This is a genomic window from Streptomyces sp. NPDC046261, assembly GCF_040646235.1.
Lineage (GTDB): Bacteria > Actinomycetota > Actinomycetes > Streptomycetales > Streptomycetaceae > Streptomyces.
The window spans coordinates 1-14,132 of record NZ_JBEYZU010000009.1 but is presented as its reverse complement, the minus strand read 5'-3'; the positions used below and the strand labels follow the sequence as shown (position 1 = coordinate 14,132).

Genomic DNA, 14,132 nt, shown 5'->3' with positions numbered 1-14,132 from the left:
GTCCATACGCGTGATACACAGAGTCACCCTAGGGCTCCCCACTGACAACGGGCTTCGCCGCAGGTCAGAGCGGTACCACCGCTCACCCATACGGGTTCCGACAAAAATTGCCGCCAAATCGACATCCGAGGGCGGCATCGTCGGCGAAGATAGGTCCTGACCTTTGCCGTGCGGCAGAGGGGATACAACTACCCATAAGGGGCGGTGAGTTAGAAATGTTTTTGGCTGCCGGCAAGGGCGACATCAACCTCATCATTGGGGGAATCGCCCCGAAATGGGGTCCATTTGGCCAACTCGGCCAGGAGGCCCGCGTGATGATCGAGGTCATCATGGCAGCAGCGATCCTCCTGTGCCTGGCGATCGCGATCTGGGGAGCGGCGAAGCAGCGGATCGGCGCCACGGCGCTTCGTGACACCTTCAGCGCGGAACAGGGCAAGGGCCTGATCGTCGCCGGTCTCACCGGTGTGTTCATCATCGGATCACTCGGCACGCTGTTCACCATCGTCTACGGCATGGCCGTCTGAGCCGCCCCACGCGCCCCCCTTCCGCCCCCGTCTGCCCCGCCGCGCATCATCCCCGCGCAGACCCCCTCGCCCCCGATTCCCCCCGCACCGAGGCAGCCACCTGATGCCCCCTCACACCCCCTCATCCTCCCCCCGGAATCCCTTCACACCGCTACCGTCATATACGGGCGGCAAGCCAGCCACGACGTATGAGGGAGCAGGCGAGCGATGAGTCTCGGCGACGACGGATACGGCAGTGGTGGCGATCAGCACGTGACGCGTACGCGGCTTCCCGAGGGTGAGGTCGACCCGTACGCACCACCTCGCCGCGGCGCCGGCCGCGGCGGCCGGGCGGGGCGGTCCTCCAGCCGGAGCCTGATGACGGTCGTCGGCGTCGTCGTGCTGCTCATCGCCGCCATCGCCTTCGCCAACAGAGACGGCGGCTCCGGTTCCGACGGCACGGATGCCGGCGGCGACACCGGCAAGGGCCCCCGCAGCGAGGCGACCGCGCCGTCGGGCGTGAAGCCGGTGGACGGCAAGACCGGAGGAATCGCTTCCGGGTTCGCTCACACGGAGCAGGGGGCGCAGTCCGCCGCGGCGAATTTCGCGGTGGCGTTGGGCGGTGACGGCATGTTCAAGGCGAGCAGTCGGCACGCGATCGTGGACGCGACCCACACACCGGAGGCCGCTGCCGGCCTCAAGGGCGACCTTGACAAGGCCTACTCCGCCGACTTCCTCAAGAACGTCGGGCTGCAGCCTGACGGCTCGGCTCCCAAAGGCCTGACCTTCGTCTCGCGCTCCGTACCGGTGGGGTCGAAGACCACGGCGTACACCAACGACGCCGCAACCGTCGAGGTCTGGTGTACGGGCCTCGTGGGCCTTGCCGGAGAAGGCTCGACGAAGCCGGTTGCCCAGACCTGGTTCACCGTGACCGAGAAGCTCAGCTGGGTGAACGACGACTGGAAGATCGTGTCGTCCAGTCAGAAGCAGGGGCCGACGCCGGTCGGCGGCGACAACCGCGCGTCGACAGCAGACGAGATCTCGAACGCGGTAAGCGGATACGGAGGGTTCACTTATGCCAGGTAGCCGCCGCCCGCGCGCCTGTTCCGCAACGGCGATCGCCGTGTCCATTCAGGTGGCTGTCATCGCGTTGGCCTCCCGGGCAACTGCCGCGCCCTCGCCAACACCCACGCCTGCCCCCTCCACCACGCCAAGCCCATCGGCTTCGGCGAGCCCCAGCCCTTCGGCGTCCAAGGGCAACGACCCTTGTGACCTGATCGTCGGGCTGGCCAAGGAGTACTGCACAGGCCAGAAGGGCAGCAACGGCAGCGGCAACGCGAAGAACACGCCCCCCGCCGACCAAGCCGCCCTCGACCCCCTCGCCTCCCTGGCCAAAGGGTGTGCCGACGCCGGTGCCTGGATCATCGGCAAGCTCTCCGAAGCCATCCGCTCCACCGGCAATGTCGACTTCACCAACGCGCCCTTCCTCCGCCAGTACGCCGTCGTCTTCGCCGCCTCCACCATCCTGACGCTCATCCTGTGGCTGCTGGCCGTGGCCAAGCGCGCCGTGCGCGGCGTGCCCATGACGGAGGCGATCACCGAGGCCGTGGGGTTCCTGTGGCTGACGGTGCTGGCGTCCGCGTTCACCCCGCTCGTGCTCTACACCGTCGTATCGGCGACCGACGCCGTCACCGAGGTCATCGCCAGCGGCTCGGGGGTCAACAACGACGCCTTCTTCGGCGGCTTCGCCGAGGCCCTCAAGAAGGGCGAGGGCATCGGCGGCGGGCCGATCATGCTGATCGTCGTCTCCCTGGTGTCCGTCCTCGCCGCCGGCGTGCTCTGGCTGGAGCTGGTCATCAGGGCCGCCCTGCTCTACGTCGGCGCGCTGCTCGGCACGGCCGTGTACGCGGGGCTCGTGGACAAGAACATGTGGGGGCACGTGCGCCGCTGGGCCGGGATCATGATCGCGGTGATCCTGGTGAAGCCCATCATCATGATCGTGCTCGGGCTCGCCGGAGCGCTTTCCTCCGGTGACGGGCCGACCGCCTTCTCCGCCGTCGTGTCCGGGCTCGCGATCATCATCCTCGCGATCTTCGCCAGCGCGATGATCTACCGCTTCGTCCCCGGCTTCGGCGACGAGATCGTCAAGAGCCGCAACGCCAGCAACGACGCGGCGTCCCGCCAGGCCGCCGCCGTGATCTCCTCCCCCGCGGCCCTCGTCAAGCAGGGCATCACCACCCACAGCGCACGCGGCAACGGCGGCGCACCCCAGCAGGCCCGACCGGCCAACCCCGTCTCCGGCGGTGTCGCCGCCCACAGTGCCCGCCCCGCCGCCACCGGCGGCGGCCACGGCGGCAATGGAAGCGCTCCCTCCGCAGCACCGGCCCCCGCGCCCCGCGCGCAGAACAACAGCACGAGCAATTCATCCGGAGGTGAGCGGAGTTGACGGTCCCGGCCCAGTCCCAGCCGATCGCGGCCCGCCGTACGTATCTGATCGGCCGCGCGCGTCCCAACGCGGTCGTCGGCAAGAACCGCGAGACCGGCGAGATCGCGCTGATCATCGCGGGCGCGTTCCTGGGCATGATGTCCGGGCTGCTGGTGCCGATCCTGCCCCTGCGGATCATCACCCTCACCGGCTTCCCGGCGCTGGCGCTGGCCGCCGTCTACGTGCCGTACAAGAACCGCACGTTCTACAAGTGGTTTGAAATCAACCGGTCGTACAAACGGACGCTGCGTCGGGGTACGGCGTACCGTTCCGGCACCATGGAGGCGGGCACCCGCCTGGACGGGCGGGAGGTCGAGGTCGGGCCGCCGCCCGGCATCGGACGGATCAACTGGCTCTCGGCGCCCTTCGGGCCCGACGAGATCGCCGTGCTGCTGCACGCCGACCGCCGTACCGTCACCGCCGCCATCGAGATCGAGGGCCCTGGCGTCGGGCTGCGCGACTCGGAGGACCAGGAGGCACTGGTCGAGCGGTTCGGCACGCTCCTGAAGCACGTCGCCAACGGGGACGGCTACGTCACCCGCATCCAGATGCTCGCCCGTACGCTCCCCGCCGACCCCGACGCGCACGCCAAGGACGTCGAGCGGCGCGGCGACGGGACGGCACCGGAGTGGCTCAAGGATTCGTACGACCAGCTGCAGTCGATGGTGTCGACGTCCTCGGAGCAGCACCGCGCCTATCTCGTCGCCTGCATGCACTACGGCCGTGAGCTGGCCGCCGAGGCGCAGGCCATCGCCCGCGCGTCCCGGCAGGAGGCCGGCAAGCGCCGGCTGGACCGCGATGCCGGGCTCGCCGTCGTCATGGCGCGCGAACTGACGGACATCTGCGCGCGCCTGGCCGAGGCGGACATCCGGGTGCGCCAGCCGCTGGGGCAGGGGCGGCTGGCGTCGCTCGTGCACTCCATGTACGACCCGGACCACCCCATCGACCACATCCAGGCGATGACCAAACGGAACGCCTGGCCGGCCGAACTCGACGCCATGGAACCCACCTACCTCCAGGCGAAGACGCGCGAGTCGTCCACCCGCGCACCCTGGTGCCACTCCACTGCGTGGGTGAAGGAGTGGCCGATGACTCCCGTGGGCGTCAACTTCCTCGCCCCCCTCCTCGTCCACACCCCGGACGTGATCCGTACGGTCGCGGTCTGCATGGACCTCGAACCGACCGATGTGGCCATCGAACGGATGCTCACCGAGAAGACGAACGACGACGCGGACGCCTCCCGCGCCGCCAAGATGAACCGGGTCGTCGACCCGCGCGACGTCGCCCACCACTCGCGCGTCGACCAGCGCGGCGAGGACCTCGCCAGCGGCGCGGCCGGCGTCAACCTCGTCGGGTACATCACCGTCTCGTCGCGTTCACCGGAGGCGCTGGCGCGCGACAAGCGGACCATCAGAGCGTCGGCAGGCAAGAGCTACCTCAAGCTCGAGTGGTGCGACCGCGAGCACCACCGGGCGTTCGTCAACACGCTGCCGTTCGCGACCGGCATCCGACGATAGGGGCAATGCCGTGCTCGATCCGCTCGCCGCCGTCACCGACGCGTTCACCAGTTTCCTCTTCGGAAAGGTCGAAACCACCCGGCTGCCCGTCCGTACCTCAACGGGCCAGGCGCAAGCCGTCTACCTCCCCACCGCGGCCCCCGGCCTCGGCGACTCGGGCGTGATCATCGGGCGTGAGGTCTACTCCGGCAAGGGCTACATCTACGACCCGTTCCAGCTCTACGGTCAGCAACTGCCCGCCCCGCACTGGCTCGTCCTCGGCGAGTCCGGCAACGGCAAGTCCGCGCTGGAGAAGACGTACGTCCTGCGGCAGCTGCGCTTCCGCGACCGGCAGGTCGTCGTCCTGGACGCCCAGGGCGAGGACGGCGTCGGCGAGTGGAACCTCATCGCGCAGCAGCTGGGCATAACCCCCATCCGGCTGGACCCGACGGCCGCCCTCAACGGCGGCATCCGGCTCAACCCGCTCGACCCGGCGATCACCACGACCGGCCAGCTCGCCCTCCTCCGCACGATCATCGAGGTGGCCACGGGCCGCGGCCTCGACGAACGGGCCGGCTTCGCCCTGAAGGTGGCACACGCCTACGTCAACGACACCATCCTCGACCGCCAGCCGGTCCTGACGGACATCGTCGAGCAGCTGCGCCACCCCGAGCTCGAGTCCGCCGAGTCGATGAATGTCGACATAGACGATGTACGGGCCTGGGGCCTGGACGTGGCGCTCGTGCTGGACCGGCTGGTCGACGGTGACCTGCGCGGCATGTTCGACGGCCCGACGACGGCCGGCATCGACCTCGACGCCCCGTTGATCGTCTTCGACCTCTCCCACATCGACCGCAACTCCATCGCCATGCCCATCCTGATGGCGATCGTCGGCGTCTGGCTGGAGCACACCTGGATCCGGCCGGACCGCAAGAAGCGCATCTTCCTGGTGGAAGAGGCCTGGCACATCATCAACTCGCCCTTCGTGGCCCAGCTCTTCCAGCGACTGCTCAAGTTCGGACGGCGGCTCGGCCTGTCCTTCGTCGCGGTGGTGCACCACCTGTCCGACGTCGTCGACGGGGCGGCGGCGCGGGAGGCCGCGGCGATCCTCAAGATGGCCTCGACGCGAACGGTCTATGCCCAGAAGGCGGACGAGGCCCGGGCCACGGGCCGGGTGCTGGGTCTGCCCCGGTGGGCGGTCGAGATCATTCCGACGCTCACGCCGGGCATCGCCGTCTGGGACGTCAACGGCAACGTCCAGGTCGTCAAACACCTCATCACGGACGCCGAGCGCCCGCTGGTCTACACCGACCGCGCCATGACGGAGGACGGCGACTTCGCACGCGAGCTCGCGGCGGAGGCCGCCGCCGCGGAGCGGGCGGCCGCGGCCCTGGACGCGCGGTCGGCGGAGGAACCGTACGGCTCCTCCCACTCCGCTTCCCCTTCCTCCTCCCCTTCCTCGTCCGAGCCGACGGTGGCGTGACATGGCCCCCATACGGGACCGGGAGCCGGCGCCGGAACGTGGAATCTCGGACGGTCTCCTGGTCAGCATCATCGCCTTCCTGCTCGGCCTCACCCTGCTGGTCTGGACGGCGACCGGCCTCGCGGCCCTCCTGGCGCACGGCGCCTGGCCGGAGGGCATCTCCCTCACCCGTACGCCCCAGGCACTGCGGCACCTCATGACCCAGCCGCGCGACCTGCCCGCCGCCTGGCCGGAGACCTCGCCGGACGCGCTGTCGGGGTACGGGCTGTTCTGGGGGATCCTCGTCAGCGAGGTACTGGTGACGGTGGTCCTGATGACCTTCGTGATCGGGACGGTGGCGCGGTGGCGCGGGGTGCGGGCGCGTCAGCAGGGACAGCAGGGTCCGGGACTGGGGCTCGGGCAGGGGCCGGGGCACGGGCAGGGGCCGGACCAAGGGCAGAGCCAAGCCACGGACCAAAGCCAGAGCCGACTGGCCGCGGGCCCGGCCCCGATGGCGGTGGCCCCGGCAGCCCCGGGCCCGTGGCACGCGCCGACCGCGGCGACGGCGGCAGCGGCGGCCGCAGCAGCAGTGCCGGTTGCGGCCGCGTCTCAGGAACCGGCAGCCCCGATTCCCGGCCAACCCACGCCACAGCTACAGCCGCAGCCCCAGCCCCAGCCCCAGCCCCAGCCCCAAGCGCAAGCCCCCACCGCCCCCGAGACCCCCGAAGCCCCCCAGCGCCTCGTCTACACCACCGATCGCCGCGGTCCCGCCACCCGCGCGGTCCTCGAAGCCACTGGACCCGTGCTCGTGGTCACCAGCGACCCCGGCCTCTGGGCCGACACCAAGGCGCCCCGCGGCAAACTGGGCCCGGTTCACGTCTTCGACCCGACCCACCGGCTCGACACCCCCGACCGCCTCCGCTGGAACCCGGTGGCCGGCTGCGAGTCCCGGGGGGTGGCCGCCTCCCGCGCGGCGGCCCTGCTCACGCCCGTACGCCCGCCGAGCGCCCTGGACTCGGCCACCGCCGACACGGCCGAGACCCTGCTGCGCTGCTGGCTGCACGCCGCCGCCGTGGACGGCCGTCCCTTCCGCCAGGTGCACCGCTGGGCGCAGGGAACGTCGGCCCATGAGCCCGTCCGCATCCTCCGTACGAACCCCAAGGCCACCGGCGGCACGGCCGGCGAACTGGAGTCGGCCCTCACCGGCCACCCCGAGCGGCGCGACATGGCCCAGGAGTTGGCCGCCCGGGCCCTCGGCGCGCTCGCCTCCGTCCACATCCGCGACGCGTGCAACCCCAATCGAGCCAATTCAGCGGCATCGGAATCATTCATCGCCGAAGGGGGAACGCTGTACGTGGTGGGTGAGGCGATTGAGGATCCCCGCACCCGCCCGGGTGCGATGCCGCTGCTCACCGCACTCGCCTCGAGCGTGGTCGAGCGCGGCCGCCGCATGGCCGAACGGTCATCCTCCGGCCGGCTCGACCCACCACTCACCCTCGTCCTCGACGACGTGGCGGCCGTGGCCCCGCTCCCCGCCCTCCCGGAGCTGCTGGAGAGCGGGGACGCGCAGGGGCTGCGCACGTTCGCCCTGATGCGCTCCGAGGAACAGGCCCGCGCCCGTTGGCCCCGCCACACCCTCATGACCCGGTAGACGCCCCCGGCAAGCTAATTTGGATGGACGCGTTCCGGAAAATGGCAGAAAGGGCGGACATACGGATGGGCAGCCCCAGCGACGACACACGTGCTGTCGTGCGGGAGTTCTTGACCCGCTTCGGGGAAGGGGCTCCGGACCGCATCGCCGCCCTGTTCGCGGAAACGGTCGACTGGATGATCGCCGGGAACCCCGTCGTCCCCTGGCTACGACCGCGCTCCACGCGCGCGGACGTCGAGCGGCACTTCCGCGAACTGACCGACGGCATGGTTCCGGTGGACAGCGGACTCGTGATCGAGGCGTTCGTGGTGGACGGCGCCGAAGCGGTGCTGACGGGGCACCTCGCGGGTGCCGTGCAGACGACCGGCAAGACCTTCCGGTCGCCGTTCGCGGTGCGGCTGACGGTCGAGGACGGGCTGATCACGCGGTACCACCTCTACGAGGACAGCTACGCGATCGGCGAGGCATGCACCCCCGACGCCCCGACCGAGCCGACGCCTACGCCCATGCCCCCGCCTATGCCCTGATCTCGTCCATGAGCATGTGCAGCGTGCTGCACTGCTTCTCCACAGGCAGCGCCTCCAGGGTGGCCCTGGCATGGGCCAGACCCCCCGCCTTGTCGCCGGCCCGGGTCAGCATGAGCCCCTTGTGCATCTCCAGATGCGCGGCGAACCGCGGCAGCCGCTCGGGCAGCTCGCGGCGGGCTTCCTCATGGGCCCGCAGCGCCCCCGTCTCGTCGCCGACCCGCGCCGACAGCAGGGACAGAAAGCCGTTCATGCGCCAGGCGGGAATCACGTAGTCGCTCACCCGCTCAGCAGCGGCACCGGAGCCTGCCGGGCCGCCGGAACCCGCCGTACCCGCCGTACCCACCGGGCCGCCCGGACCGGAGGCGTCGAACACCCGGCGCCCGTGCTCGGCCAGCCGCAGGGCCGTGGCCTTGTCGCCGCGGATGGCGGCCGCATAGGCCTTGCCCAGCGTGGCGCCCAGCAGCCCCATGGACGGCTTGTCGCTGATCGCCACGGCCTGGTCGGCCAGCATCTCGGCAAGCCCCAGCGACGTGCCTCCGTAGCCCAGCGAGAGGGCGGCCCGGCCCCGTACCCACACCCGGACGACACGGTCCCCCGACCGGTCCGCCGCCTCGGCGGCCGTCCGGAACCAGGTGACGGCCTTCGCCGCCTCCGCCCGCGGAAAGGTCGTGGCGTACAGAGTCATCAGCCGCGCGGTCACGGACCACATCCGGGGATCGTCGACCTGCTGTTGCACGACGATCAGGTCCCCGACCACCCTGCGCTGGATGTCGGCTGCCGCTACGGACATGTAATCGGCGCCGTAGGAGGCCAGCTTGGCCTCCCAGTCGTCCACCGACGGCCCGCCCCGCAGCCGGACCGCGAAGCCCACGCTGAGCAGATCGGCGGCCACCGACGGCGCCAGGACAGTGGCAGCGCCGCTCGGCACGCCCGCCTGCCCCGCCTCCCCCTCCAGGACGGCGAGCGGCACGTCCAGCACCGTCGACAGGCAACGCAGATAGAACGGCCCGGGCCGGACCTTGGACCGTTCCCAGCCGCTTATGTACTCCCGCGTGAGGTTCGACGCGAACGCGTCATTGATCTCCGTCGCCAGCCTGGCCCTGACTCCACCCCCGTGCCGTGCGCAGGTCCCTGATGAGCTCTCCAATCACCACAGAACCCATCTTGCCCCTGGATATGCCACTACCCGGCACACGGGGAACCGGGAGAGAGTGGCCTCTGAGCGGCCATCAGGCCCGGATGCACGGCGGGGGAGCGCATCCAGGCCCACGGTCGGATCGGGCAGGGAGCTGACGGGCTGGGGGAACCGGCTTTGGGGGGGGCTCCCGGCCTGGGGGAGGGTCGGTCCGCGGCCGGGACCCGGCGTGGCCCCTGACCACGGCCACACCACGGTCCCGCCCGCGTCGGTCAGAACCCCGCCGCGGCGATGATCCGATCGACCACCGGATTCCGCCCCTCGCCCTTCGCGTCCGTAGCGTTGACCGAGTAGACGAGCGTGCGGGAGAGGTCCTCGGTGGCACCGAACCCGTTGACGTAGCCGTAGCGGCCGCCCGACTTGCCCCAGACGACCCTGTCACCGATCTCCATGCGGCTCATGCCGCTGGAGTGGGACGCCTTCCCCCCGTCCTCGTACGACGGGACGTCGGGAACGGTGAACATCAGCCTCAGTTCGGGCTTCGGCACGATACGGCCCCGGAAGAGCGCGGACGTGAAGCGCTCCAGGTCGGAGGCGGTCGTGATCAGATCGCCCGAGGCCCAGGTGATCGACTGGTTCCACTCCGTGACGTCGACGAGCCGGTGGGCGGATGCGGAGGCGTCAGGTCCGCTCCCGGTCCGCACGATCTGGTAGCCGCGCGTGTGCCGTCCGCGGATCGTGGGGTCGTAGCCCGGGCTGTACGTGTCCGTCAGACCGGCACGGCGTACGACGCGGTCCCGTATCTGGCTCTCGTACGAGCGGCCGGTGACCTTCTCGATCAGCAGGCCCAGCACGTTGTATCCGACGTTGGAGTAGTGCTGGCGCGTGCCGGGGGTGAACTCCATGGGCTTGCCGAAGCCGCGCCGGACCAGCTCCCGGTGGTCCCAGCTGGTGAACCGGTGCGCGAAGTCGGAGACCGTGGAGCCGTCGGCGCTCGGCAGGCCGCTGGTGTAGTTCAGCAGGTGCCGGACCCGGACGTCCGGGTAGTGGGCGGGCAACAGGCCCGGCAGGTACTGCTGCACGGTGCCGTCCAGGCTCAGTTTCCCCTCGTGCACGAGCTGAAGCACGACGGCCGCCGTGAACGTCTTGGTGATGCTGCCCGCCCGGAAGCGCTCGTCCCCCTCCGGAGCGCGGTGCGTCCGGATGTCGGCCTCGCCGGACGTCCCCCGCCAGCTCGCCTCCCTACCGCCGAGCCGGACCTGCGCGGCGGTGGCGACAGCCGGGTCCGGGAGCCCGGCTATGGCCTTCCGCAACGCATCGGCATCCGCATCGGCGGCGGCATCGGCATCGGCGGCCGACGGAGCGAACTTCTGCGCGTGCGCGGGAGCGTAACCGGGCGCGTACCCGGGCGCTCGTCCCGCGCTCTGCGCGGCAAGGGACGGAGTGACCGCACCGGCGCTCATGGCGACGACTGCGGCGGCGATGACGACGGCTCTCCCGGTGCTTCGGTGCACGGCGGTTCCCCCAGGTCTCGATGGAGCACTTGCTGACGTGTTCCATCCTGAAGACCGGCGGCACCCGGCGAATCGCCGACGCGAGCGGTCCTGCGGCCGGTCCGTATCCCCCGCGCGAGGGATACGGGCGCAAGCACATCGCCATCGCCCGCGCCCCCACCGGCGCAGCCGGATCAGATCCGACCGGGCGCGATCAGACCGGTCTCGTACGCGCAGATGACCGCCTGTATCCGATCGCGCAGACCCAACTTCGACAGCACATTGCTCACATGGGTCTTCACGGTGTGCTCGCTGACCACCAGCTCGGCCGCGATCTCCGCGTTGGACAGCCCCCGACCGAGCAGGACGAGCGTCTCGCTCTCCCGCGCGGTCAGCGCCCCCAGCTCGGGCGCCGGCCCGCGCCGCGGACCACGCCCGACGTAATCGGCGACCAGGCGCCGGGCCACCGAGGGGGCCAGCAGCGAGTCACCGGCGACCACGACCCGTACCGCGTGCACGAGGTCGTCACGGCGCACGTCCTTGAGGAGGAAGCCGCTCGCGCCGGCGTGCAACGCCTCGTACACATAGTCGTCCTGATCGAACGTCGTGAGCATGACCGCCTTGGTCGCGGTCTCCGCGCACACCGTCCGGGCCGCCTCGATGCCGTCCATGCGCGGCATCCTGATGTCGAGCAGCACGACATCCGGCGCATGGCGCCGCACCGCTGCGACCGCCTCGGCCCCGTCGCCGGCCTCCGCGACCACCTCGATGTCCGGCTGCGCCGCCAGGATCATCGCGAAGCCGCCACGCACCAGCTCCTGGTCGTCGGCCACCACCACACGGATCGTCACCCTGATACCTCCGCGCCAGAGGAGAACACGACGGGCAGGTCCACGGCAACGCGGAACCCCCGGCCCCCGGGCCCGGGACCCGCGGAAGCCGTCCCGCCATGGGCCGTGGCACGCTCACGGATGCCGATCAGCCCACGGCCGCCGCCGGCGCCCGGCCCGGCGCCCGCGCCGGCCTCCGCCTGCCGCTCCCTCGGGCCGGCGGTGTCGTTCTCGACGCAGACGCCGAGGCGACCGTCCGGCGTCCAGGTGAGGCGTACGGAGACGGATGAGGCGTCGGCGTGCTTGAGCACGTTGGTGAGGGCCTCCTGCACGACCCGGTACACCGTCACCTGGACGTCCGGGGCCGAGGGCCGGGGGCTCCCCTCCACCACGAGGTCCACCGGCAGCCCGGTGCGCCGGACCGCCTCGACCAGGTCCTCGATGCCGGCCAGCGTCGGCTGCGGGCTGCGCGACGCGCCGGGTGCGCCCCCGGCCGGTGGATCGTCCCTGAGCACCCCGAGCATCCGGCGCAACTGCACCATCGCGTCCCGGCCCGCCCCCGCGATGGCGTCGAAGGCCGCCTCCGCCCGTTCGGGATCGGACCGTACGACCAGCGGCCCGGCCTCCGCCTGCACGATCATCAGGCTGACGGCGTGGGACAGGATGTCGTGCATCTCGCGTGCGATCCGCGCCCGTTCGCGCTCCGCCGCCCGCTCCGCCTCCACCTGCCGTGCCTTCTCCAGCTCGGCCGCCCGCAGTTCGACCGTCTCCGTATAGGCCTGACGGGTACGGGCCAGCACCCCCAGTGCGTACACCATGCTGAAGAGGAAGTAGGAGAAGAGGTACTCGCGTGCCGTGTTCGTCCGGAGGGCCACGGCCACCGCGACGAGCGGAATGCCGAGCGCGAGGGTGAATCGCCGCTGTCGCAGCCCGGCGTGGGCGGCAACGCTGAAGATTGCCACCACCGGGCTGTACGGCAGCGGCTGTCCCGGCCCGTCCAGCGGCAGATACGCGAAACCGGCGGCCGTAATGCATATCAGCGCCGTGAACGGCGCGCGCGTACGCCAGAGCAGAGGCAGCACGATCAGTGTGGTCATGCCGTACGTGAGCCAGGTGGCGGGCGGGACATCGGCCGAGCGCGGCACGACGAACGGAATCGTCACCGCACACTGAACGACGGCCGCGATCAGGGCGTCGACGGCCCAGGGCTGGGAAGGCCGGAGCCGGAGTATCGAAGGCGGCATCAGGCCCTCGGCGACCGGACGACCCGAACAGGCCGGACGGCCCGAACGGCCCGAACGGCCGTGACGGTGTGGTGCGTTTCGTGCATTCACCGATCGTCGCTTGTCAGTAGGGCGCGGACAACGTGTGCTCGCGGTGTTTCCGCTCATCACGCGGCGGGCAGAGGGCAGCGCATGACGGACGATGCCCGGACCATCGTGATCGCCATGCGTACGGACGAGGCCGCAGCCGTGCTCCCCCCGTATCTACGGGCCCGGCTCGCGGAATTCGGCGTCGTGGCCGGACAGGACGAACTGGCCCGGGCCGACGCCCTCCTCACGGGCTGGGGAAGCCCCCGGCTCACGGGGGAATTCCTCGCCGGGGCTCCCCGGCTACGAGCCGTCTTTCACGCCGCGGGCTCGGTCAAGTGGTTGCTCACGCCGGCTGCCTGGGAGCGGGGAATCATCGTCTCCGCTGCCGCCGCCGCAAACGCGGGCCCGGTCGCGGACTACACCTACGCGTTGATCGTCCTCGCCTCGAAAAAGGCCCTGCCCAGCGCAGCGGCGTACTCCACCAGGTCCCGGTGGCCGGCGTTCGGGGAACGTACGGGCGCCGATGCCCGTACGGTCGGTGTCGTCGGAGCCTCGCGTATCGGCCGCCTGGTGATCGACCGCCTGCGCACGGCGGATGCCGGATATCGCATTCTGCTGTACGACCCATACGTATCGGCAGCGGATGCGGCGCAGTTGGGGGCCACGGCGGTCGATCTCGACACCCTGTGCGGCAACAGCTCGATCGTCACTCTCCACGCACCGGAATTGCCGGAGACGCGAGGGCTGCTGAACGCCGCACGGCTGGCTCTCATTCCGGACGGCGGCACAGTCATCAACACCGCACGGGGCACGCTCGTGGATACGGAGGCCCTGGCGCGGGAATGCGCCTCGGGGCGCCTGGACGCCCTTCTGGACGTCACCGACCCCGAGCCGCTCACGGCAGAACATCCGCTGTTCGGACTGCCGAACGTGCTGATCACCCCGCATATTGCCGGGGCACAGGGCAGCGAGGTCCGCCGGCTGGGCGCGTACGCGGTGGAGGAGGTAGAACGCTGGGCGCGCGGTCATCGGCTACGGGGCGAGGTGCGGAGAGAGGACCTCGATCGGCTGGCATGACGGGCCCTGAACGCAAAAATGCCGCAGGCCCCGAGTCAAAGACTCAGGGCCTGCGGCTTCACAATTTGTTCGGCGGCGTCCTACTCTCCCACAGGGTCCCCCCTGCAGTACCATCGGCGCTGAAAGGCTTAGCTTCCGGGTTCGGAATGTAACCGGGCGT

At 70.7% G+C, this 14,132-nt stretch carries 12 protein-coding genes and 1 rRNA gene; 8 read left to right on the top strand and 5 right to left on the bottom strand.

Annotated elements, in window-relative coordinates; all coding sequences use genetic code 11:
* The first annotated feature begins 215 nt into the window (after positions 1-215).
* The 7 genes from ABZ956_RS17980 to ABZ956_RS17950 all read left to right on the top strand — a co-directional run bounded on the left by ABZ956_RS17980 (position 216) and on the right by ABZ956_RS17950 (position 8,124).
* On the top strand, positions 216-524 hold the full coding sequence (locus tag ABZ956_RS17980; RefSeq protein WP_071965919.1) for a hypothetical protein: 309 nt from the start codon (positions 216-218) through the stop codon (positions 522-524).
* A 207-nt stretch (positions 525-731) separates the two neighbouring features.
* On the top strand, positions 732-1,589 hold the full coding sequence (locus tag ABZ956_RS17975; RefSeq protein WP_361893967.1) for a hypothetical protein: 858 nt from the start codon (positions 732-734) through the stop codon (positions 1,587-1,589).
* The gene (locus ABZ956_RS17970; protein WP_361893964.1) at positions 1,579-2,949 is read left to right on the top strand and encodes a hypothetical protein; all 1,371 of its coding nucleotides are present in this window, start codon (positions 1,579-1,581) and stop codon (positions 2,947-2,949) included. Before ABZ956_RS17975 ends, ABZ956_RS17970 begins: the two co-directional genes overlap by 11 nt.
* Positions 2,946-4,505, top strand: a complete 1,560-nt coding sequence (locus ABZ956_RS17965; protein ID WP_361893961.1) for an SCO6880 family protein — start codon at positions 2,946-2,948, stop codon at positions 4,503-4,505. The genes ABZ956_RS17970 and ABZ956_RS17965 overlap by 4 nt, the downstream gene beginning before the upstream one ends.
* A gap of 10 nt (positions 4,506-4,515) precedes the next feature.
* Positions 4,516-5,967: an ATP-binding protein gene (locus tag ABZ956_RS17960; RefSeq protein WP_361893958.1), complete on the top strand. Its 1,452-nt coding sequence runs from the start codon at positions 4,516-4,518 to the stop codon at positions 5,965-5,967.
* 1 nt (position 5,968) lies between these two features.
* The gene (locus ABZ956_RS17955) at positions 5,969-7,597 is read left to right on the top strand and encodes a type VI secretion protein (RefSeq protein WP_361893956.1); all 1,629 of its coding nucleotides are present in this window, start codon (positions 5,969-5,971) and stop codon (positions 7,595-7,597) included.
* Positions 7,598-7,662: 65 nt separating this feature from the next.
* Complete coding sequence (locus ABZ956_RS17950; RefSeq protein WP_361893954.1) at positions 7,663-8,124, top strand: nuclear transport factor 2 family protein; 462 nt, start codon at positions 7,663-7,665, stop codon at positions 8,122-8,124.
* Here the strand turns inward: ABZ956_RS17950 and ABZ956_RS17945 are convergent.
* The 4 genes from ABZ956_RS17945 to ABZ956_RS17930 all read right to left on the bottom strand — a co-directional run bounded on the left by ABZ956_RS17945 (position 8,114) and on the right by ABZ956_RS17930 (position 12,745).
* Positions 8,114-9,103 (bottom strand): XRE family transcriptional regulator, encoded by a 990-nt coding sequence (locus tag ABZ956_RS17945; RefSeq protein WP_361893951.1) that lies wholly within the window; start codon positions 9,101-9,103, stop codon positions 8,114-8,116. The two genes, ABZ956_RS17950 and ABZ956_RS17945, sit on opposite strands and share 11 nt — an antisense overlap.
* Positions 9,104-9,531: 428 nt before the next feature.
* A complete protein-coding gene (locus ABZ956_RS17940; protein WP_361893948.1) occupies positions 9,532-10,773 on the bottom strand; it encodes a serine hydrolase domain-containing protein in 1,242 nt (413 codons plus the stop codon).
* Between the two features lie 173 nt (positions 10,774-10,946).
* The gene (locus tag ABZ956_RS17935) at positions 10,947-11,603 is read right to left on the bottom strand and encodes a response regulator transcription factor (protein WP_361893945.1); all 657 of its coding nucleotides are present in this window, start codon (positions 11,601-11,603) and stop codon (positions 10,947-10,949) included.
* Positions 11,600-12,745, bottom strand: coding sequence for a histidine kinase (locus ABZ956_RS17930; protein ID WP_361893942.1), 1,146 nt, complete (start codon positions 12,743-12,745; stop codon positions 11,600-11,602). The genes ABZ956_RS17935 and ABZ956_RS17930 overlap by 4 nt, the downstream gene beginning before the upstream one ends.
* A 252-nt stretch (positions 12,746-12,997) precedes the next feature.
* Here ABZ956_RS17930 and ABZ956_RS17925 point away from each other — a divergent pair, with 252 nt between their 5' ends.
* Positions 12,998-13,972: a hydroxyacid dehydrogenase gene (locus tag ABZ956_RS17925; protein ID WP_361893939.1), complete on the top strand. Its 975-nt coding sequence runs from the start codon at positions 12,998-13,000 to the stop codon at positions 13,970-13,972.
* Positions 13,973-14,039: 67 nt separating this feature from the next.
* On the opposite strand, the gene rrf is transcribed toward ABZ956_RS17925, so the two are convergent.
* A 5S ribosomal RNA gene (gene rrf / locus ABZ956_RS17920) occupies positions 14,040-14,132 on the bottom strand; the annotation flags it as partial.

What these genes read in the sequence shown, in the direction of transcription:
- ABZ956_RS17955 (WP_361893956.1), top strand. Translation starts at nt 5,969, where the DNA reads ATGGCCCCCATACGGGACCGGGAGCCGGCGCCGGAACGTGGAATCTCG.
- ABZ956_RS17950 (WP_361893954.1), top strand. Translation starts at nt 7,663, where the DNA reads ATGGGCAGCCCCAGCGACGACACACGTGCTGTCGTGCGGGAGTTCTTG.
- ABZ956_RS17925 (WP_361893939.1), top strand. Translation starts at nt 12,998, where the DNA reads ATGACGGACGATGCCCGGACCATCGTGATCGCCATGCGTACGGACGAG.
- ABZ956_RS17970 (WP_361893964.1), top strand. Translation starts at nt 1,579, where the DNA reads ATGCCAGGTAGCCGCCGCCCGCGCGCCTGTTCCGCAACGGCGATCGCC.
- ABZ956_RS17975 (WP_361893967.1), top strand. Translation starts at nt 732, where the DNA reads ATGAGTCTCGGCGACGACGGATACGGCAGTGGTGGCGATCAGCACGTG.
- ABZ956_RS17980 (WP_071965919.1), top strand. Translation starts at nt 216, where the DNA reads ATGTTTTTGGCTGCCGGCAAGGGCGACATCAACCTCATCATTGGGGGA.